At 45.9% G+C, this 20,490-nt stretch carries 24 protein-coding genes and 1 other annotated feature; all 24 genes read left to right on the top strand.

Annotated elements, in window-relative coordinates; genetic code table 11:
* Positions 1 to 5 precede the first annotated feature (5 nt).
* The 24 genes from mmgD to AC58QM_RS18080 all read left to right on the top strand — a co-directional run bounded on the left by mmgD (position 6) and on the right by AC58QM_RS18080 (position 20,372).
* Positions 6 to 1,157, top strand: a complete 1,152-nt coding sequence (mmgD, locus tag AC58QM_RS18195; protein ID WP_497286331.1) for a citrate synthase — start codon at positions 6 to 8, stop codon at positions 1,155 to 1,157.
* A complete protein-coding gene (locus tag AC58QM_RS18190; RefSeq protein ID WP_497286330.1) occupies positions 1,154 to 2,602 on the top strand; it encodes a bifunctional 2-methylcitrate dehydratase/aconitate hydratase in 1,449 nt (482 codons plus the stop codon). Before mmgD ends, AC58QM_RS18190 begins: the two co-directional genes overlap by 4 nt.
* Before the next feature lie 41 nt (positions 2,603 to 2,643).
* A complete protein-coding gene (prpB, locus tag AC58QM_RS18185; RefSeq protein ID WP_497286329.1) occupies positions 2,644 to 3,552 on the top strand; it encodes a methylisocitrate lyase in 909 nt (302 codons plus the stop codon).
* 30 nt (positions 3,553 to 3,582) lie between these two features.
* Positions 3,583 to 4,761, top strand: a complete 1,179-nt coding sequence (locus AC58QM_RS18180; protein ID WP_497286328.1) for an acyl-CoA dehydrogenase family protein — start codon at positions 3,583 to 3,585, stop codon at positions 4,759 to 4,761.
* Between the two features lie 20 nt (positions 4,762 to 4,781).
* Entirely contained in the window at positions 4,782 to 5,948 is a 1,167-nt protein-coding gene (locus AC58QM_RS18175; protein WP_497286327.1) for an acetyl-CoA C-acetyltransferase, read from the top strand.
* A 32-nt stretch (positions 5,949 to 5,980) separates the two neighbouring features.
* Positions 5,981 to 6,835, top strand: coding sequence for a 3-hydroxybutyryl-CoA dehydrogenase (locus AC58QM_RS18170; RefSeq protein WP_497286326.1), 855 nt, complete (start codon positions 5,981 to 5,983; stop codon positions 6,833 to 6,835).
* A 145-nt stretch (positions 6,836 to 6,980) separates the two neighbouring features.
* Positions 6,981 to 7,400: an HIT family protein gene (locus AC58QM_RS18165; RefSeq protein ID WP_497286325.1), complete on the top strand. Its 420-nt coding sequence runs from the start codon at positions 6,981 to 6,983 to the stop codon at positions 7,398 to 7,400.
* A 130-nt stretch (positions 7,401 to 7,530) separates the two neighbouring features.
* Positions 7,531 to 7,923: a hypothetical protein gene (locus AC58QM_RS18160; protein ID WP_497286324.1), complete on the top strand. Its 393-nt coding sequence runs from the start codon at positions 7,531 to 7,533 to the stop codon at positions 7,921 to 7,923.
* Positions 7,920 to 8,180 carry a hypothetical protein gene (locus AC58QM_RS18155; RefSeq protein WP_497286323.1) on the top strand — a complete coding sequence of 87 codons (261 nt, stop codon included), beginning with the start codon at positions 7,920 to 7,922 and terminating at the stop codon, positions 8,178 to 8,180. The genes AC58QM_RS18160 and AC58QM_RS18155 overlap by 4 nt, the downstream gene beginning before the upstream one ends.
* 377 nt (positions 8,181 to 8,557) lie before the next feature.
* Entirely contained in the window at positions 8,558 to 9,115 is a 558-nt protein-coding gene (locus AC58QM_RS18150; protein ID WP_497286322.1) for a DEAD/DEAH box helicase family protein, read from the top strand.
* A 35-nt stretch (positions 9,116 to 9,150) separates the two neighbouring features.
* On the top strand, positions 9,151 to 9,603 hold the full coding sequence (locus AC58QM_RS18145; RefSeq protein WP_497286610.1) for a GNAT family N-acetyltransferase: 453 nt from the start codon (positions 9,151 to 9,153) through the stop codon (positions 9,601 to 9,603).
* Positions 9,604 to 9,879: 276 nt separating this feature from the next.
* A complete protein-coding gene (locus AC58QM_RS18140) occupies positions 9,880 to 10,362 on the top strand; it encodes a DUF6530 family protein (RefSeq protein WP_497286321.1) in 483 nt (160 codons plus the stop codon).
* Between the two features lie 5 nt (positions 10,363 to 10,367).
* Positions 10,368 to 10,751, top strand: a complete 384-nt coding sequence (locus tag AC58QM_RS18135) for a GIY-YIG nuclease family protein (RefSeq protein ID WP_497286320.1) — start codon at positions 10,368 to 10,370, stop codon at positions 10,749 to 10,751.
* 158 nt (positions 10,752 to 10,909) lie between these two features.
* Positions 10,910 to 11,893: an aldo/keto reductase gene (locus AC58QM_RS18130; RefSeq protein ID WP_497286319.1), complete on the top strand. Its 984-nt coding sequence runs from the start codon at positions 10,910 to 10,912 to the stop codon at positions 11,891 to 11,893.
* A gap of 37 nt (positions 11,894 to 11,930) precedes the next feature.
* A complete protein-coding gene (locus AC58QM_RS18125; protein WP_497286318.1) occupies positions 11,931 to 12,545 on the top strand; it encodes a DUF3990 domain-containing protein in 615 nt (204 codons plus the stop codon).
* Entirely contained in the window at positions 12,514 to 12,810 is a 297-nt protein-coding gene (locus AC58QM_RS18120) for a hypothetical protein (RefSeq protein ID WP_497286317.1), read from the top strand. The genes AC58QM_RS18125 and AC58QM_RS18120 overlap by 32 nt, the downstream gene beginning before the upstream one ends.
* Positions 12,811 to 12,875: 65 nt before the next feature.
* Positions 12,876 to 13,694: a class I SAM-dependent methyltransferase gene (locus tag AC58QM_RS18115; protein WP_497286316.1), complete on the top strand. Its 819-nt coding sequence runs from the start codon at positions 12,876 to 12,878 to the stop codon at positions 13,692 to 13,694.
* Complete coding sequence (locus tag AC58QM_RS18110; protein WP_497286315.1) at positions 13,687 to 14,874, top strand: MFS transporter; 1,188 nt, start codon at positions 13,687 to 13,689, stop codon at positions 14,872 to 14,874. Before AC58QM_RS18115 ends, AC58QM_RS18110 begins: the two co-directional genes overlap by 8 nt.
* 43 nt (positions 14,875 to 14,917) lie before the next feature.
* On the top strand, positions 14,918 to 15,817 hold the full coding sequence (locus AC58QM_RS18105; protein WP_497286314.1) for a hypothetical protein: 900 nt from the start codon (positions 14,918 to 14,920) through the stop codon (positions 15,815 to 15,817).
* A 76-nt stretch (positions 15,818 to 15,893) separates the two neighbouring features.
* The gene (locus AC58QM_RS18100; RefSeq protein ID WP_497286313.1) at positions 15,894 to 16,382 is read left to right on the top strand and encodes an SRPBCC family protein; all 489 of its coding nucleotides are present in this window, start codon (positions 15,894 to 15,896) and stop codon (positions 16,380 to 16,382) included.
* 230 nt (positions 16,383 to 16,612) lie between these two features.
* Complete coding sequence (locus AC58QM_RS18095) at positions 16,613 to 17,452, top strand: sugar phosphate isomerase/epimerase family protein (RefSeq protein ID WP_497286312.1); 840 nt, start codon at positions 16,613 to 16,615, stop codon at positions 17,450 to 17,452.
* 60 nt (positions 17,453 to 17,512) lie between these two features.
* Entirely contained in the window at positions 17,513 to 17,932 is a 420-nt protein-coding gene (locus AC58QM_RS18090; RefSeq protein WP_497286311.1) for an HIT family protein, read from the top strand.
* Between the two features lie 80 nt (positions 17,933 to 18,012).
* Positions 18,013 to 18,239: a binding site (T-box leader), on the top strand.
* 47 nt (positions 18,240 to 18,286) lie between these two features.
* Entirely contained in the window at positions 18,287 to 19,099 is an 813-nt protein-coding gene (locus AC58QM_RS18085; protein ID WP_497286310.1) for a class I SAM-dependent methyltransferase, read from the top strand.
* A 4-nt stretch (positions 19,100 to 19,103) separates the two neighbouring features.
* On the top strand, positions 19,104 to 20,372 hold the full coding sequence (locus AC58QM_RS18080; RefSeq protein WP_497286309.1) for an NUDIX hydrolase N-terminal domain-containing protein: 1,269 nt from the start codon (positions 19,104 to 19,106) through the stop codon (positions 20,370 to 20,372).
* Positions 20,373 to 20,490 lie beyond the last annotated feature (118 nt).

Raw genomic sequence — 20,490 nt, 5'->3', positions numbered from 1 at the left:
AAAACATGAGTGATCACTACTTGCCTGGACTTGAACATGTCATTGCCAGTGAGACCAGCATTTCATATCTCGATGTGGAGAAAGAAGAAATTGTGATTCGTGGGTACGATCTGATGGAACTTGCTGAGTACATGACGTACTTAGATGTCGTTGGTCTGCTGTTAGAGGGTAAATTGCCGAGCGAGACGAGGCGTCAAGCGATTCAGTCACAGATTCAAGCGGTCTATGGATTACCTCCCAATGTGCGGGCTATGTTGCATCTGATGCCAGATCAAGCGGATATGATGGATGTACTTCGAACGAGTATTTCCGCGCTAGCGAGCTTTGATGAGGAGCTTGATGATCGATCACCTGAGGCAAACCGACGTAAAGCCATTCGCCTTTTAGCGAAAGTACCGCAAATTGTTGCTTACGGCTATCGGGCTATTACGAAGCAACCGCTCATTGAACCCGAGCCTAAGTTATCCTATACGGCTAACTTTTTGTACATGATCACGGGAACGATTCCTTCTCCGATGGAGGAAGCGATTTTCGATCAGTCTCTCATTGTGTACAGTGAGCACGAATTACCGAATTCAACCTTTACAGCTCGTGTTATCGCCTCAACACAGTCTGATTTATATGGTGCGCTTGTTGGCGCGGTAGCCTCACTCAAAGGTACATTGCACGGTGGAGCGAACGAAGCGGTCATGCACATGCTGCTGGAAGCGGGTTCCGAAGATGATCTCGAAGCTTTGATTCGTTCTAAGCTTGCTCGGAAAGAGCGCATCATGGGCTTTGGTCATCGTGTCTATATGCGAAAACCTGACCCACGCGCCCTGCTAATGAAAGAAGCTTTAGCTAAACTTGCGCCCGCCTGTAATCAACAGGAGCTTTATGACATGTGTGTGCGAGGAGAAGACGTCATGCGGAGGGAGAAAGGACTCCATCCCAATCTAGATTACTATGCTGCTCCTGTCTATTACTTGCTCGGCATTCCGATTGAGCTGTTTACACCTGTTTTTCTTGCTTCACGCACTGTTGGTATCAGTGCACATGTGATAGAGCAGCATGGAAACAATCGTCTCTTCCGACCTCGGGTCCGTTATACCGGTGGGCGAGACTTACACCCGCCTCAAGTACAAAGTCTTACCGAAAGTGAGGACGAGATCGTATGAGTACGCCTAGAGAACCTGCTCAGAGGGAGATGATTTTTGACCCGCTCATTGTCGAAATTGCGGAATACGCCTTGCATGCAGAGATTGAAGGTGAGGAAGCGTATCAGATTGCGCACCATGTCCTACTGGACTCATTGGGAACAGGCTTGCTTGCACTGCGTTTTCCGGCATGTACCAAACATCTCGGCCCGATTGTTCCAGGGGCTGAGGTGATTGGCGGTGCGCGTGTGCCAGGAACTCGCTACGAATTGGACCCGGTGCAAGCGGCATTCAATATCGGATGTATGATTAGGTGGCTCGACTACAACGATACCTGGCTAGCGGCAGAATGGGGGCATCCATCCGACAATTTAGGGAGTATCCTCGCTGTTGCTGATTACGTGAGTCGCAAGCGAATGGCTGAGGGGGGAGCACCATTCACTATAAAGGACGTCTTGACCATGGCAATCAAAGCCCATGAAATTCAAGGCGTGCTCGCATTGGAAAATAGTTTGAACGGCGTTGGTTTGGATCATGTCCATCTGGTGAAAGTGGCCTCAACCGCTGTGGCGACAGTTATGCTGGGAGGTACGAAGGAGGAGGTATGCAGCGCAGTTTCTAATGCTTGGATCGATGGAGCAAGCTTACGCACGTATCGCCACGCTCCCAACACAGGATCTAGAAAATCATGGGCAGCAGGTGATGCGACGAGTCGAGCGGTTCGCCTGGCCTTAATGGCCGTAGGCGGAGAAATGGGGTATGCCTCTGCGTTGACCGCGCCGAACTGGGGCTTTCAGGACGTACTCTTCGAGGGTAAAACGTTAACGCTAGCTCGCCCCTTGCGTAGTTATGTCATGGAACATATTTTATTTAAAATTTCGTTTCCTGCAGAATTTCATGCCCAAACAGCCGTCGAGTGTGCACTTACACTTCATGACCGTATCAAGGATAAATTAGTTGACATAACTAAAATTATGTTAACTACTCATAAATCTGCATTGCGCATTATTGATAAAAAAGGTCCCTTGCATAATCCGGCAGATCGGGATCATTGTCTTCAGTACATGGTTGCCATTGGCCTACTTTATGGGACGTTAACTGCGGAGCATTACGAAGATGATATCGCTGCTGATCCCCGCATTGATGCGCTTCGTGAACGCATGGTCGTAGTAGAGAACGAGCAATATAGCAAGGATTATTTGGATCCAGATAAGCGATCCATTGCCAACAGCATTCAAATTTACTTCAAAGACGGAACGTCTACAGAAAAAATCGTCTGTGAATACCCAATCGGACACCGCCGGCGGCGTGCTGAAGGGTTGCCGAAGGTAATCGATAAGTTTAAAGCCAATGTGCAAACGCGTTTTCCGCGGAAACAGACAGAAGAAATTATAAAGCTATCGCTTGATTACGAGAAGCTCATTCAGACGACCGTTCCTGCGTATATGTCACTTTTCGTTATTTAAACTGCAGCTAACGGTTGATTGTGTAAAAGTAGGAGGTCACTATGTCATGGCTGATTGAGGAGGAGCCGAGTCAAGAGCAGCTAGCTGCACAGTGGCGACGTTTAGTTGAAGCGGGTTCCCTGTTCCAAATTGTCGGTGCCCACGATGGCATGGCAGCTAGAATGGCTAAACAAGCTGGGTTTTCGGCCCTATACCTATCAGGAGCCGCATATACGGCCAGTAGAGGGTTGCCTGATTTAGGGCTTATTTATTCCAATGAGGTCGCTGAACGTGCACGTGAGTTGGTCCGCGCAGCTGGACTTCCATTATTGGTAGATATTGATACGGGATATGGCGGCATCCTGAACGTCGCACGAACAGCCAAGGAGATGGTGGAGGCGAAGGTCGCCGCTGTGCAAATAGAGGACCAAGAAATGCCGAAGAAATGCGGCCATTTGAGTGGTAAGAAGCTCATTTCTACGGAAGAAATGTGCCAAAAAATCCGCACACTCAAAGCGGTTAGCCCGACATTATACGTTCTTGCAAGGACGGATGCGAAAAGTGTTGAAGGCATGGCAGAAGCGGTTCAAAGGGCCAAACATTATCTCGCTGCTGGAGCGGATGCGATTTTCCCAGAAGCATTAGAAAGCGAGGAAGACTTTCAACATTTTCGAAAGGAAGTAGATGCACCTCTTTTGGCCAATATGACCGAATTCGGACGTACGCCGTACTATACGGCAGCGCAATTTGAAAGCTGGGGCTTTCGGATGGTTCTCTATCCGGTTACATCGCTTCGTGTGGCTGCGAAGGCCTATGAACGGGTTTTTGAGGAGATTCGTCAGGAAGGGACGCAGGTAGGATCACTAGCTGGCATGCAAACGCGTAGTGAGTTATATAAAGCCATACGGTATGAAGATTATGAGGCCTTGGACGGTTCGATTGCACGATCAACATGGGAGGAAAAGAGTTAGAGGTGCATGCGGCTTGAGGGAGGGCTCCACATGGATTACAGCCTTTCAGAGGAATTGGAAATGATTCGTAGCATGGTGCGTGATTTTGCAGCAGGAGAGGTTGCGCCGAAGTCGGTGCTGCGTGATGAGGAAGAGCGGTTTGACCGCTCGTTATTCATGAGTATGGGGGAGCTTGGCTTAGCTGGGATTCTTATCCCTGAGGCGTATGGGGGACTTGGCTTGGATGCTTTCACGCATAGTTTGGTCTTGGAAGAGCTAGCTCGTGCATGTGCATCGACTGGATATACGCTGTTTGTGCATAGTGCTTTGGCAAGTGCGGCAATTTCGATGTTTGGCACCGAGGAGCAAAAGCAGCTGAACTTGGGTCCGATGGGGAGTGCTGTGAAGCTTGGCGCATTTACATGGTCTGATATCAACCTAGAGCTTCATACAAGTGCGGTACGTGATGGTGATGAATATGTGTTGCGAGGCACTAAGGCTTTCGTTACCAATGCGGGTGAAGCGGATATCTTTGTCGTGTTTGCAGCGACTGGAGATGATCTATCAGCGCATGCGTGCAGCGCATTTATACTTGAGAAAGGCACACCAGGGTTCATTTTAGGCAAAAAGGAAAAAAAACTCGGCACGCTAGGTGCTCCTAGCCTGTCGTTGGAGCTTGTGGACTGCCGCATTCCAGTGGCGAATCGGCTTGGCGAGGAAGGAGAGGGTTATCGGATTGCCTTGCGAACCCTGGGAAGTGCACGCAGCGGCATTGCCGCACTTGCCGTTGGGCTCGCGCAAGCAGCCATGGAAGCAGCCATTGCGTACGCGAAGACGCGCATGCAATTCGGTAAGCCAATAGCGCAGCAGCAGGCTATCGCATTCAAGCTTGCGAATATGGCTGTGCAAATTGAAGCAGCCAGATTGCTTACGTATCAAGCCGCATGGCGTGAGAGTGAGGGGGGAGGTGCCAACGGCGAGGAAGGTGGGGAAAAGGCCAACGGTAATGGCAATGGTAACGGCAACGGCAAAAAGCTGATCTCCAATCTTTTTGCTGGGGATACGGTGATGGCCGTAACCATTGAAGCCGTTCAAACGTTAGGCGGCTATGGGTATACGAAAGCATTTCCAGTTGAACGATATATGCGCGATGCGAAGATGCTCCAGATGGTCGAAGCCACAATGGAAGAGCAGCAGAGAGCGATTGTTCGCTTGTTGAATAAGGAGTGAAGGACTGGAGGGCGAGGTGTATGCGAGAAAGTGTCATCGTTGGCGGAGCAAGAACCCCATTTGGTAAATTCGGTGGTGCACTGAAGGAGATTTCAGCTGTCGAATTAGGTGGGATTGCGATAAAAGAAGCTATACGACGTGCGTCTCTGGATCCTTCGTCGATTGAGGAAGTTTTGATGGGCATGGTATTGCAAGGAGGTGCAGGACAAATTCCTTCTCGTCAGGCGGCACGCAGAGCGGGACTCGCCTGGCAGATCACATCAGAGACAATCAACAAAGTGTGCGCTTCAGGCATGCGGAGTGTGACCATGGCGGACCAAATCATCCGCGCCGGCGATGCGTCAACACTTGTAGCAGGCGGCATGGAGAGTATGAGCTCGGCTCCATATTTGGCAACGCATGCGCGTTGGGGCGCACGAATGGGTGAACAGCGACTTATTGATCTTATGATTCACGATGGTCTGACTTGCCCATTCGATAATGTGCATATGGTTGTCCATGGAAGTCGAGTTGCTGCTGAGTACACGATCGGACGTCAGGAACAGGACGAATGGGCATTGCGTAGTCATCAATTTGCTTTGGAAGCAATGTCAAAAGGTTATTTAGCTGAGGAAATTATCCCCGTTCATGTTGGAAAGAACGTAGTGATTCACGATGAAGGACCGCGTGTGGACACGGATCTGCCTAAGCTAGCCGCATTAACACCCGTTTTTGATAAACGAGGCAGCATTACAGCGGGAAACGCACCTGGCGTGAATGATGGTGCGGCTGCTCTGGTTGTCATGGCAAAGGATGAGGCCATAGATCAAGGCATTCTACCAATCGCGACAATTATTGGCCACGCGAGTGTCGGTGAGCGAGCGCCTTATATCGCGACAACACCTGCATTGGCGATACGGAAGCTGCTGCAGCAAACGGGAATGAAGCTGGATCACATCGATCGATTTGAGGTCAATGAGGCTTTTGCCGCTGTCGTGCTTACGTGCGAAAGTTTACTAGGTTGGGACACGCAACGGGTCAATGTCAACGGTGGTGCGATTGCGCTTGGTCATCCGATTGGCGCAAGCGGTACGCGGATTATTCTCACTCTAATTCATGAGCTACGCAGAAATGGTGGTGGTTATGGGATTGCAGCCATATGCAGTGGAACAGCGCAAGGCGATGCTATTTTGCTGCGCGTGGATTAAGGGATAGTAAGAAGCAGTAGGAGCGAGATACCATGTTCATTCAAACCATTATGGTAGTTGGCGCTGGGCAGATGGGAAGTGGCATTGCGCAAGTTGCTGCATCCGCAGGGCGTACTGTGCTGTGGCACGATCTATCGACACAGCTGCTCGACAAGGGCGTAGCGAGTATACGACAGCAACTAGAGCGTCGTGTTACGAAAGGCAAATTGACGGAAGAAGCGAAGGCGGGGATACTTAGTCGCATCCAGCCTGCGCTAGTTATTGACGAGGCAGCACAAGTGGATCTTGTGATCGAGGCGATATCCGAAAATATGGCCTGGAAAACAGCGCTTTTTCAAAAGCTGGACGGAATCTGTGCGCCTCATGTGATATTGGCGACGAATACGTCTTCTTTACCGATAACGGAAATTGCGGCAGCGACTACACGCCCGTCGCAGGTCATCGGCATGCATTTTATGAACCCGGTTCCCGTGATGCCGTTGATCGAAATCATTCGTGGTCTAGAAACCTCACAAGTTGTCTTTGACACAATCTTTCAGCTTAGTCAGGAACTTGGTAAAACACCGGTGGAGGTGCAGGATTTTCCCGGATTCGTCTCGAATCGCATTCTCATGCCGATGATTAATGAAGCTGTTTTTACTGTCTATGAAGGGGTAGCAACGGTAGATGCTGTAGATACAGTGATGAAGCTAGGAATGAACCATCCAATGGGACCGCTAGAGCTTGCCGATTTAATTGGTCTGGATACCTGCTTATCAATCATGGAGATACTTTACGAGGGCTTTAAGGATTCAAAGTATCGCCCTTGTCCGCTATTAAGGAAATATGTGAAGGCAGGGCGTCTCGGACGTAAATCAGGGCAAGGATTTTATACGTATTCTAGTTAATAGACGAGATGGGTTAATCTGCAGTCACTCTGATGAGGGGCTGTTTTTTGTATTGTATTGGAAGGTAATTATCATCAAGGAATGGAATAGGTAAGTAACGTATGGGCTGTATGATGTAACCTGTGAGTAGGGAGGATGAAATAGAATGGAGAAATCCTGTTTAGGATGTCAGTTAGCAAATGGACAAGTTGAGGCACATGTTATATACGAAAATGAGTGGTTGAAGGTAATCTTAGATATTGCACCGTTGAATGAAGGACATGTTCTTCTGATTCCCAAGAAACACGTTGCTGAATGGGATGAGATGGAGGATGAGGTTGCAGCCGCTATGCTTACTACTTCCATGCAAATGTCTCGTCTAATCAAAAAACTCTATCAACCAGATGGTGTTACGATCATCCAGAATGGCGGTATATTCAACGATTTAGGCCATGTCCATGTGCACGTTTTTCCAAGATATGCAGGGGATGGTTTCGGATGGTTGGAGCCTGAAGATCCTAATAACAATCAAAATAGATTAGCTGAGACAAAGTTGTCGATGATTAATGCCATTAATAATTTATAGGATTAAATATAAAAAGTTGGCATCCTTTTGGGAACATGATAAACTGCTATGGGGCAACACTGCAACGGATTGATCTGATTACCCAGCAAGCAGCAGGTTAAGCTGGTGTTCAACAAAGGAGGCCATCTCTGTGAAATTTCGAGCTGTATCGCGTGAAACCAAGATGAATTACATGCTTTGGTGTATAAAGAAGGAAATAAAGAAAGAAAATACGTACTTAGCATCCCTGCCGTATGATCCTTCACCCATTATTGGTGTTGTGAAGTATCATCTGGATCAGTGGGATCCCATGGAATTGCTTGAGCCTGGAAGTCTTGAGGATGAGTACGATGGTGAAGCTCGCAGCGTAACCATTTATATAACTAAGCATGCAGAGGATATAAGCGTGGCAGGGTTAGGACAAGCGATTCAGCAGGTTTTTAGAAAATCTTTCTTGGATGAGTTTCAGTCCGAAGAGGATACCTTTGAAATCGCAATCGCTATCCTGCGTGATTTGACTAGTGGAAATGAGGAAGAATCGTGAGTGAAATGGTAGGGAAGTACTGTGCAAAGTTTTTTGGCAAAACAGGCGTTATTCTTGAAATCGGTGTTGTAAAAAAGGTAGCAAGTCGTACGATTCATGTCGATTGGGGAACCAAAACGTGGGTGTACCAGAACCGAGATTTTACCTGGGCGCCGCTTACCAAGGAAGAGTTCGAAGTCAAATACAAAAAGCCGAAATTCTCAGACGGTGCACTTGTGCGAGCCGCTGAATTAGGCTTGAAAATTACTTATAACTAAGAAGCGGCTGCCTATGGCGGCTGTTTTTTTGTTTTCAGGGACAAAAGTGGCTAGCACGGGACTGGTGATGTTGAAGCGAGAGGAGATACTCGAAAAATTCGAGTAACTCGGGCGCCGCGAGTCGAGTATCTCGAGCGCCGCGAGTCGAAAAGCAGGGAGATACTCGAAAAATTCGAGTATCTCAAGCGCCGCGAGTCGAAAAGCGAGGAGATACTCGAAAAATTCGAGTATCTTGGGCACCTCGAGGCGAAAAGCGAGAGTATCTCCCCATTTCCTGCCCCCAAGCAAGGAAAAATTGAATACTACTCATTTTTTCCAAATAAATGGGCAAGCAGCATGATAAAATAAGTTAAGGGATAAGTTAGTGAGGTGCAGATATGAAATTGGTGCTAGTATTCGGTCCGCAAGCTGTGGGCAAAATGACGGTCGGCCAAGAACTCGAGAAAATAACGGAGTTGAAGCTCTTCCATAATCATATGACAATTGACCTTGTTCATCCCTTTTTCGGGTATTCAGCAGAAACTTGGCGATTAGTTGATTTATTTCGATTTGAGATTTTTGAGGCTGTTGCGCGAAGTGAGCTTCAAGGTTTAATTTTTACGTTTGTATGGGGGTTTGATGTGCAAGCGGATTGGGATTACGTGAAGAGGGCTTGTGAGGTTTTTGAATCTAAAGGTGGCGAGGTCTGTTTCGTTGAGCTTGAAGCGTCAATGGACGAAAGAGTGGAACGAAACAAAACGCCACATCGACTCGCTCATAAGCCTACAAAAAGAGACGTTGTAACATCTGAACAAAATTTACGCTTAAGCATGGAGAAACATCGATTGAACTCACACGAAGGCGAAATAACTAGTGAAAATTATATGCGAATCAACAATTCAGATGTGCATCCAGAGGATGTCGCAGCCCTGATTAAAGCAAGGTTTCAACTGTGAATCACAGCCTACTTAGGATGGAGGAACCCAGGATGTTGCACATTAGAGAATTGCAGCTAACCGAGGAATATCCAATTCACTTATTTCTTTTGGCCGACCCCGAGCTAGCGATGGTTGAATCTTATGTCTATCAAAGCAAATGCTACGTTTCGGAAGATAAACATGAAATTATCGGCTCCTATTTGCTGCTCCCAACAAGACCAAAGACAGTTGAGCTCGTGAACATCGCTGTAATTACGAAGAAACAAGGAAGGGGCTATGGAAAGGAACTCGTCAAGCACGCGGTGGAGACGGCTAGAACATCAAACTATCAGACCATTGAGGTAGGTACAGGGAATTCTGGTGTTCAGCAGCTCAGTCTCTATCAGAAGTGCGGTTTTCGGATCTATGGCGTAGATCTCGATTTTTTTACAAGGCATTATAAGGAACCTATTTTTGAAAATGGTATTCAATGTCGAGACATGATTCGGCTTAGTCAGGATTTATAAGTGTAAAAGGAAAAACTCCCGCAACCTGTGCCAAAAAGGCTCAATTGTGGGAGTTTTTCTGTATGGGGAACGCCGTTCGCGTCTATCTAGTATAGCCAAATTTGTTGATACCTATACATCATGCGGATGTGAGTATCATTCGGGTGAGGTATCCATTGACTTGAAAAAAAAGCTGAGGTATACTCAACTCATTGGTTTATCAATTAGTAAATTAGTAAATTACTAAATATCAAACCGGATGGAGAACCATACTTTGTATCCCTTGGAGGAATCATAATGAAAATACCAACAACTCTTAAACATAAACCGGTCATCGTTGCTGAGAATTATGCCAATATTGACGGTAGATACACGCAAAACACGGATACACAAGGGCTTTCCCTTGGTCTTGCTCAGTGGAACGATAGAGGTAAGGTAGACATCTCAGCTAAAGTCTGGCGTTATACCGGTGAGAAATGGTCACGTCAATCCGAAGAACTGCCACTGCACCGCGTGCTAGATCTAGCCATACTTGTCTGCCGCACAAAACTGCATTTTCAAGAAGATGCTTACCGCTATGAGAACTCGTATGATCCCGAAAATCCTATTATTGACCGAATTGGACTTCAAGGAGATGCCATGACGGTTGGCGTATGTACAGATAATGAGAAAATTAACGAAGATATCAAGCTTTTCAGCCAAGCGCTGAGTGATGACGGAGAGCTGATTGGGGAGCGACTAAGCACACTGTCCAGGATTTTGAAAGAAATGGGGTACTGATTGACATGTTAGACAAACAGAAGAAGAAGGAGCTAGCCACCAACTATAAGCAATCGTTTCGCGCGATGGGTGTCTATCAAATTCGCAATACACAGAATGACAAAATATTTGTAAATTGCAGCATGGATTTGGATGGAATGAAGAATCGGCTTGAATTTTGTAAGCAGATGAATACCAATACATTCAATGAGCTGTCTAAGGACTGGGCGACGTACGGTGGCCAAAGCTTCGTATTTGAAGTACTTGATCGCATCGAGCCTCGGGATGAAATCATGTTGGATGCCGCGGATCTGAAAAGCTATCGGGCTGAAATTGATGCCTTGCTTGAACTATGGTTAGAGAAGTTAGAGCCGTATGAGGAGAAGGGGTATAATAAACGGAAGCGCTAGTCTTTCGTTCTAACAAGGAATCAAAGGGGTGGCCGTCATGTACGGACACCCTTTTTTTGCATAAATAGGCAGGTTTCCTTTGATCCTATGGCGAAATGGATAGTGTTGTAATCATGGGAAGTCCCTTAATACAGTTCTACATAAAAGGAGTGAATGATGTGAAATACCGTCAATTGGGTGATACAGAACTTCAAATTAGTGAGGTTAGCTTCGGAACTTGGGCCATCGGTGGTGGTTGGGGTGAGTCCAATGATGATGAATCCATACGAGGGTTACATCGTGCGATGGACGCTGGTGTTAACTTTTTTGATACGGCAGATGTATATGGGTCAGGACATGCAGAAGAGTTACTCGCGAAAGCAACGAAGGGTAAAGAAGATGATGTACATATTGCTACGAAGTTTTGCCGTTCTGGAGATATCCATAATCTTGCAACTTATTCAGAACAAGCCGTTCGCCAATTTGCTGAAAATAGTTTGAAACGCTTGAATCGTGAGCGAATCGATCTCTACCAAATTCATTGTCCGCCTCTGGCCATTTTGAAAGATGGCTCTGTCTTCGAGGTGCTTGAGAAATTGAAAGCTGAGGGTAAAATTCGTCACTATGGTGTGAGCGTTGAGACCGTAGAGGAAGGGTTGTTCTGTCTCACGGTTTCTGGTGTTAAAGCGCTGCAAGTAATATTTAACTTGTTCCGTCAAAAGCCTGCGGAAGCGCTCTTCCCACAAGCGAACGCTGCGGGCGTAGGAATTCTAGTAAGGCTTCCTCTGGCAAGCGGCTTATTAACCGGGAAATTCACGGCTGCCAGCACATTTGCTGCAGATGATCACCGAAATTTCAATGCCAACGGTGACCAGTTTAACGTAGGTGAAACGTTCGCAGGTCTGCCATTTACGAAAGGCGTTGATCTCGCGAAGGAGCTTGCTTGGATCGGTGAGGGTCGTGGTAACATGGCACGTGCTTCGATGCGATGGATTCTGGAGAATCCAAACATTACGTGTATCATTCCAGGCTTTAAAAACGTGAAGCAAATTGAAGATAATTTGGCTACTTTAGAAGTACCAGCTTTTACTCCTGATGAGCTAGCACGTTTGCAAAGCTTCTATGCAACGCAAGTACATGAACACATTCGTGGTGCTTACTAGCCCAATTTGAAGGGAATGGGGTTTCAGGGGAAGCGAAATGGATATAATAACACCACAGCGTTTATATCATGGAACAACGGACAATCTCGTCAACCTTTTTCAAGATAAATTATTGGATAGCAAATTTTGGCGACCTGGCCGTGATTTCGGCGAAGGATTCTATACAACGATATCAGCGGCTCAGGCGCGGAATTGGGCACGAAAAGCATCAGCCCGATCGATAATGGGGCACGAGCTTCCATGTGTGCTTGAAATTGAGCTGATTGCGATTCCTTCGAAGATGGAGCCTCTCATATTTTTGAGTGATTCCTTAGCATGGGCTGAGTTTGTGATGTCGCATCGCAGTGTCATGAAAAAGGGGGAAGCGGACCCCTGTTACAAGCATCCGGATATTATCATTGGTCCTATGGCTGATGGTGATACTGGACGAATTATTGAAGAAGCAGTACAATTAAATAGAGATGTACATTGGTTTTATGATCAAATTTTGCGAACTACGCGAGGTCGGAAATTAGATGCTTTACGACTTGGCAATCAAGTGGTGTTCTCCTCAGAGAAATGGGAAGCATCCCTTCGTTTCACTGGTTATAACATTTTTACGGGAGGCAGGTGGATCTACTATGAAAACACAAGTTCGGTTGAATCTGTATGAACGCGGAATCGTTGATGCTCTTGTTCAGAGTTTCGGTTATACCCCGCAAGATGCTCGGAAGCTTGTTGTTGACTATGTCGAGGTCATTCGTAAATTAGGCGGCTATGACACCTGTTATGATCATGCGGAGCGGTTAGTTCAAGCGGAAACTCTCAATTATAAGCCAGATGAGTGGTTGAAGCGGATTCATGTGATCGCCAAGGAAGCCGTTCAGGATAAAGGCATCCTCCATCTCGAAGGACGATTGCACGTGCATGTACGTTAAATAAGTAGTTAGAAGCTCATCCTACGGTTGAGCTTTTTTTGTGACCATTCAGAGGAGGGGAACGTATGATCGAACATATTCGCACAAGTAATGTACAGCGCTTTACTGGATTTGGTGCTCTATACGATGGCAGCCGGCCAACGGCTCCGCAGGAAGTCATTAACATTTTGACTGCTTATTTGGGTAAAAAACCCCAAACCGTTGTAGATGTAGGCTGCGGTACAGGCCTTTCTTCTTTCCTGTGGATGCATGACGCAGATCAGATTATCGGCGTTGAGCCAAGTGATGATATGCGTGCGATTGCCATAGCAAAATGGGAGGCAATGGACAAGCCAGCATCACTTATCTTCCAGAACGGGCTCTCCCACGAGTTGGAGCTGCCAGCGGGTTCTGCTGATATTGTGACATGTTCACAATCGTTTCACTGGATGGAGCCGCAAAGCACATTGCGTGAATTCGCTCGTATCCTTCGCCCTGGCGGGGTGTTCGCCGCTTATGATTGTGACTGGCCACCGGTCATTGATTGGAAAATCGAGCAGCAGTACATGAAGCTGACAACGTTAGGCCACCTAAGAGCTGTTGAACTCGCACCAGAGCATGAGCAAGCGCATAAATGGAACAAGGACGAGCATTTGAAGCAAATTGAAGCTTCAGGTCTATTTCGCTATGCGAGAGAAATCGTGTTTCACAATTGGGAGTCCTGCGATGCGAACCGATATGTGAACCTAGCGTTAAGTCAGGGCAGCTTACAATCCGCACTAAAGTTAGGTGCGAAAGAACTAGAGTCAGAAGCAGCGGCGTTTCGCGAGCTTGTGGAGAAGGCGTTCGCTGGTGAAGAACGATCGATATTATTCGGATATCGCATGCGGCTAGGCATTGTTTAATCTTCAACAAGGAAAGAAGGGAATACCGACGAAGCTGATTTCATTTTTACTATTTTATGTCGTCATTTATATGGGGAACGCAGTGTATGGGACATTCATGCCCGTATATCTCAACAACGCGAAATTCTCACAAGAACAGATTGGGCTGCTTTTGAGTCTTGGACCCTTAATTGCTATGATTGGTCAACCAGTATGGGGGGCATTCGGGGATCGTGCCAAATCGAAAAACCAAGTCCTGCGCGTGCTACTCATTGGCAGTGGAATTTCGATCTTATTTTTCCCACTCTCTCATGAATTCTTCTATATCCTTATGTTTATTTGTATCTTTACTTTTTTTCAGACTTCCATATTTGCACTTAGCGATGCGATTACATTGGAGGAACTAGATCGACACCCCACGTGGAGCTTTGGCTGGATTCGTCTAGGAGGCACAATAGGCTTCGCCTTGATGTCACTCCTCTTTGGTTTCATTGCAAAGTCTTACATCGGTTCTATGTTCCCTGTTTATGCCTGTACGATGGTTGCTGGGTTGTTTTGTCTCTGGCGGTTTCCAGCTGCTGCAGGGCGGCCTGCGCATGTGATGGGGCGGAAGTTCCGTGAATTGTTCAAAAATGGAAAATTGATGTTCTATCTCAGCATCAATTTTATTATTCAAATTACACTTGGCTATTATTATGCTTTTTTCCCGATCTACTTCAAGGAAATGGGCGGAGACAGTGTGATGTTAGGCTGGTCGATGGCGATATCGTCCTTAAGTGAGCTGCCTTTTCTTTTATTCTCAGGAATCATATTCAAACGTGTTCCGGTCTCCATCATTTTACTCGTGGCAGCACTGGCTTCAGCTTTGCGTTGGTTCTTATTTTCACAGATTGAAGTTGCACATTGGATATTACCCGTACAAGTATTACATGGACTTATCTTTATTGTTCTATCCGTGACCTTAGCCACAATTATTAATCGAGAAGTACCTCCAGAGTGGAAAGCAAGCGGACAGACACTCAATGGCCTGCTCAGCCTCGGAGCCGCTCGTATTATCGGCAGCTTCGTTGGTGGTATTATGAGTGCAGCCTATGGCATGCGGCAAGTCTTTCTGTATAGCTCTTGGGTCTCCATGGCGTGCGTAGTGGTGTTTGGAGCTGTTATCTATTATCGAAGGAAGCAACATGAGCTTGGTACATAGATCAATTATTCAGCTATAGCATTGTTGATAGGGGGAAGAGCGGATGATGTTGACTAGCGAGCAATATGATAAAGCGAGGGACTTTCTACTTAGTCAGGCAAGAGAGATCGATAAGGCGATGTTTCTGTATGAATTCGAAGGAGGGGATCCTGAAGGTGTCATACAGGCACTCAGAAGCTATCAGAACGACGATAAAGGATTCGGTCGTGCACTAGAGCCTGATCTACGAGCAGATGCCTCATCCGTACTTGCTACAACGCATGCGCTTCAGTATGTATCCAAGCTCAACTCCGATGTTAGATTAGGATTGGTTGAGGATTGCTTTGATTATCTCAAACAAACCTACATCGCGGAATATCAAGGCTGGGAAATCATTTCAGCCGCAGCCAATGAAGCGCCACGTGCAATTTGGTGGAATTACGAGGGTTTTCAAGCGCACTGGGGAAATCCCAATGCCGAGATTCTCGGATATTTCTTTGCCTTTAAGGAGATTGCCGATACATCACTAACTGAAGCGTTACAAACGAAGGCATTTTCGCATTTGCTGCAAACATCGAGCCTAATGGAAATGCACGAACTGTTTTGCTATACCAGGCTATTTGCGCGGTTACCTAAGGAGCTGCAACATGACATCAGACCTACAATGGAAAAGTTCATGGACAACTGTGTCGTAAAACGAGCAGAAGATCGAAATGGCTACTGTGCGGTTCCACTTCAAATTGTGGATGGTCCTGAATCTCCTTTCTATGCCAAGTATCAGGATGTGCTAGCTGGTGATTTGGACGCATTGATACTTGCGCAAGGTCAGGATGGAACCTGGGTTCCGAATTGGTCGTGGGGGAGATTTGAGGAGGCATGGGGGCAAGCCAAGCTGGAATGGCAGGGGTATTTGACCCTGCACAATTTGATGACGCTGAAGGCTTTTGGGCGAATCACATTATAGGCAAGTAAATTTGGTTAACTCGGAATATTCGATTATGATAGTAGGCAAGTAATTCGATGAGAGGAAGTGGAATAGGTTGATCGAACATGAAGCGATTCTCACTTATGAGCCTGGAGGTCAGCAGATTTGTATGACACGGGTGTTCAATGCACCACGAGAGCTTGTGTTTAAAGCTTTTACGGATGCAAAGCTGTTTGCTGAATGGCTTGGACCTCGGAAGCTGACCATGCAGTTGGTGACATTTGAACCATGGAGTGGAGGCAGCTGGCGTTATATCCATAAAGATAGTCATGGAAATGAGTTTGCGTTTCGCGGTGTGTATCATGAAGTCGCTGCGCCTGAACGGATAATTCAAACGTTTGAATTTGAAGGACTCCCAGAGAAGGGACATGTTATCCTGGAAACGGCTAGATTTGAAGCGCTAGAAGGCGGTCAGACCAAGCTTGTGATGGAATCTGTGTTTCAATCTGTTGCTGATCGTGATGGCATGCTCCATTCCGGTATGGAGCAAGGGATGCAAGATTCCTATGAGCGTTTAGCGGAGCTTCTGGAGCGTATGAAATAGTTGAGATTATAGAGGGCAGGGCTTAGGTGACCTGCTCTTTTTGTTATCTCTTTTGTAATAATACCATTAGTTAATGCTATTAATTATTAATGAGGTGTACTATCTATTTCGATAGTAATTTGCTTCAGATAATAGCAGAATAAGACATCTATCTGCGATTTCGAATATGGTGATTGACGTATGAGTTTGATAAGATATTGCCAAATAGGACAAACGAAAGGATGGAAGCTATGCCATTTCTATCACTAACGAGTTGGAGTTTACATCGGAATCTAGGGCCACTGCGTTGGACACGCTGGGACGAAAATACACGTACGCTATTCACAGACACGCAAGAACAACCTGAGTTACTTTCTTTGATCCAGTTGCCAGCTGCATTAGCTGCGAAGGGTTTCTCGTCAATGGAGGTATGTCATTTTCATTTTCCTGAGACGAGTGAGGCGTATTTACAAAATTTGAAGCAAGCATGCTCAGAAGCAGGTCTGCGATTCTATACGTTATTGCTTGAGTATGGTGATATTTCTAGCTCAGACGAGTTCCGTAGACAATCAGACATCGCTTGGATTAAAGGCTGGATTGATATTGCTGCAAGCTCAGGTGCCGAAAGGGTGCGCATTATCGCTGGGGAAGCAGAGCCATCAGACCGTGAAGCATTGGTGCGATCCATCGATGCACTTCGCGAGCTAGGGCAGTACGGTGCTGAACATGGTGTACGGGTGGTCACAGAGAATTTCAAATCGTTGTCTTCCACCGCGGATAATTGCCTAGAGATTATGAAAGGATGCGGAGATCTTATCGGATTTACATCGGATTTCGGCAATTTCAAAGGTTCGGACAAATTTGATGCGCTTGCCTTGACGATTCCGCATAGTGAATCCATCCATGCCAAAGCACAGACGAATGCCGAAGGTTTGCCAGATGAGAAAGAATTTACAAGATGCTTAGACATTGCCAAGCAAGCTGGCTATAAAGGGCCGCTAACCCTTGTATATGATGGTCCTGGCGACATGTGGGATGGGATCGAACGGGTGAGGAAGCTAGCGGAGCCTTACTGTTCAGAACGAAGATGAGTGTGCTATGATACTAGTAAACATTCCCACTATCTGACTGCTAGAATAGGAGACTTTCACATGAGCCAAGTATGTAATTATTGCAGCAAGAATGAGGCATTAGCGAGCTTGATGATTGAAATTGGACAATTGCGTGTTTCGACGTTGTACTTATTTAGAGAACAAACGTATAAGGGCCGCTGTATTGTCGCTTTGAATGAGCATCATACCGAATTCTTTCACTTGTCGCAAGAGAACCAGGATGCGTACATGCGCGATGTAGCTCAAGCTGCTTCTGCCATTGAACGTGCTTTTTCTCCAGACAAAATTAATTACGGCGCCTTCGGCGATACAATGCCTCATGTTCATTTCCATATTGTGCCGAAATATAAGGACGGATACACGTGGGGGAAAATGTTTGAAATGAATCCTGCTGACAATAAGCAACTGACAGAGGAAGAATATGCGGATATCATTGATCAATTGAAAACGCATTTGTAGCATCAACAGATTATCAAATATAAGCATTGACAGGAAGTATTTGGAATAATAAACTTACATCACATTCCATAATTTCATATCTAAACGCAATGATTGGGACTAGTAAGGAACTCCTTTTGTTCAGAGAGCTGTCGCTTCGGTGAAAGACAGTCAATAGGATCCCCAACTCACCCATGAGCGGTAAGGTCGAAGTGTCTTGTAGATCTTAACGGTTAACCCCCGTCATCAGGTCTCGAGGATTTGTAAGCGACTTATGTTACAAATCAAGAAGAGTGGTACCGCGCTGGTTAGACCTGTCGCCTCTTTGTAGGCGATAGGTCTTTTTTGTTTTTTCACTAAAGGGAGGGAAAACCGATGAAGAATGTGATCGATTATTATGCAAAGTTTGATGAGTGGGGAAGATTGGATCGCGAGCCGATTGAGTTTACGGTAAATTGGCACTACATGAAGGCGTATCTCCCTCAATCAGGGCATGTCCTGGATAATGGGGCTGGCCCCGGCAAATATGCGATGGAACTCGCCAAGCTCGGCTATAACGTGACGCTTTCTGATCTAACACCGAATCTTGTCGAGCTCGCGAAGGGCAAAGCAAGTGAGTTTGGATTAGCAGATAAGTTTCAAGGATTTCATACTTTGAACGCCACATACTTAGAGGGAATTTCAGATGATAGCTTCGATGCTTCGTTGATGCTCGGACCTCTTTATCATTTGCAGGATGAAGGTGATCGAATCGCTGCCGCGAAAGAACTGTATCGTGTAACGAAGAACGATGGTATTGTGTTTGTCGCCTTTCAAAGTCGGATGCGTATGTTGCTAACTTCTTTGCTCTTCCCGAATGCTTGGAAACCGAATGACAATATGGCCGCTATTTCACATTTTAAAGAAGAAGGCATTTTTAATCATACGGATGCTGGCCGATTTACAGGCGCTTACTATTACAATGTGGAAGACATCAAGCCTTTTATGGAAAGTCAGGGGTTTGAGACGTTAGAGCTGATAGGTTCTTCTAACCTTGCTGCCGTCATATCTCAAGAACAGAAACAATATTGGGCTGACCGAGGAGAAAGCAGCGAGTTCATTGATTTACTCATTAAACTAGCGCGTGATCCATCTATTCTAGGGATTTCCTCACATTTGTTATATATCGGAAGAAAAGTTGGAGTGTGAAGAGATGACGATTAAAGCTGTATTATTCGACTTTGATGGGACATTAGCGGATACATTACCTTTATCTTTTTATGCTTTTAAGTTTGTGTTTAAAAGGTACGATGATCGGGATGTTTCCACAGATGAACTGATCGCTATGTTTGGGCCAACAGAGGATGAGATTATCGCTGGAAATCTTAGGAATAAAGAAACAGTGCAAGAAGCTATTGCTGACTATTACCACATTTATGAGAACCATCATGCAGAAGAAGTACCTATGTCAAACGAGATGTACCAATTACTCACCTATTTGAAAACAATAGAAGTGAAAATGGGCATTATCACCGGTAAAAGTCGAAAAGCGTATCAGATCTCTTCGGAGAGCCTGAAATTATCGAATTTCTTTGATATTGTGATAACGGGTGATGACGTAGAGCAGCCTAAGCCGCATCCCGAAGGGATTATCACAGCGCTGGATTTTCTCGGTGTTACCCTAGATGAAGCCGTCTTTGTAGGTGACAGTAATGCCGATATTAAGGCAGGTAAAGCAGCCGGTTTGCGGACATATGGTGTTCAATGGCTGTCTACGTACCAAAGCAGTCATTTCGAAATGGAACCTGATTGTATATTCACAAGCGTAGATCAGTTTCAAAAGTTGATTAAGAATGAACACAATGTAAGTCATAAGTGGCTAGACTGGGCGAAGCAAATCCAAGCGATTGCTCAAATCGGTTTAACCTATTCGAAGGATGTCTTCCATCTGGAACGCTTCCAAGCTTTGCGAGAAATCAGCAAGGACATCCTTGATACCTATACCATGGTGGGCATAGATAAAATTAACCTTAGTTTTGCCAATGAAACAGGTTACGCAACGCCGAAGGTTGATATTCGAGGTGTGGTTTTTGAGGACAACAAAATTCTACTCGTGAAGGAAAAAGCAGATGGTGCTTGGTCACTGCCAGGGGGGTGGGCCGATATTGGTTACTCGCCTTCGGAAGTTGCTGTGAAAGAGATCCGAGAAGAAGCTGGATTTGATGTGGAACCCGTGAAATTACTCGCTGTTCTGGATAAAAAGTTTCATGACCATCCGCCTGAGCCTTATCATATTTATAAGATGTTTATTCTTTGTCGAATTACAGGTGGGAAGGCTCTAAGCGGCGTGGAAACGAGTGAAGTGCAATTCTTTGGTGAACATGAGTTACCAGAGTTATCAGCTGAACGGAATACAATCGCTCAGGTCAAAAGCATGTTTGACCATGCAAGATTTCCAGATAAAAAAGTCCAATTAGACTAAAAAGGACGAGAACTATACGAGTGTTCAGGCTGCCGAGTTACGACTTGGTGGCTTTTTTATGCCTTCTTTTGCAGGAAAACGTTGGAATTTGTCGAAAATTAATGATTTATAGAAAGTA

The organism is Paenibacillus sp. J22P165, assembly GCF_059692015.1.
Note: the sequence above shows the minus strand (reverse complement) of the source record. Positions and strands in the feature narration are given on the sequence as shown.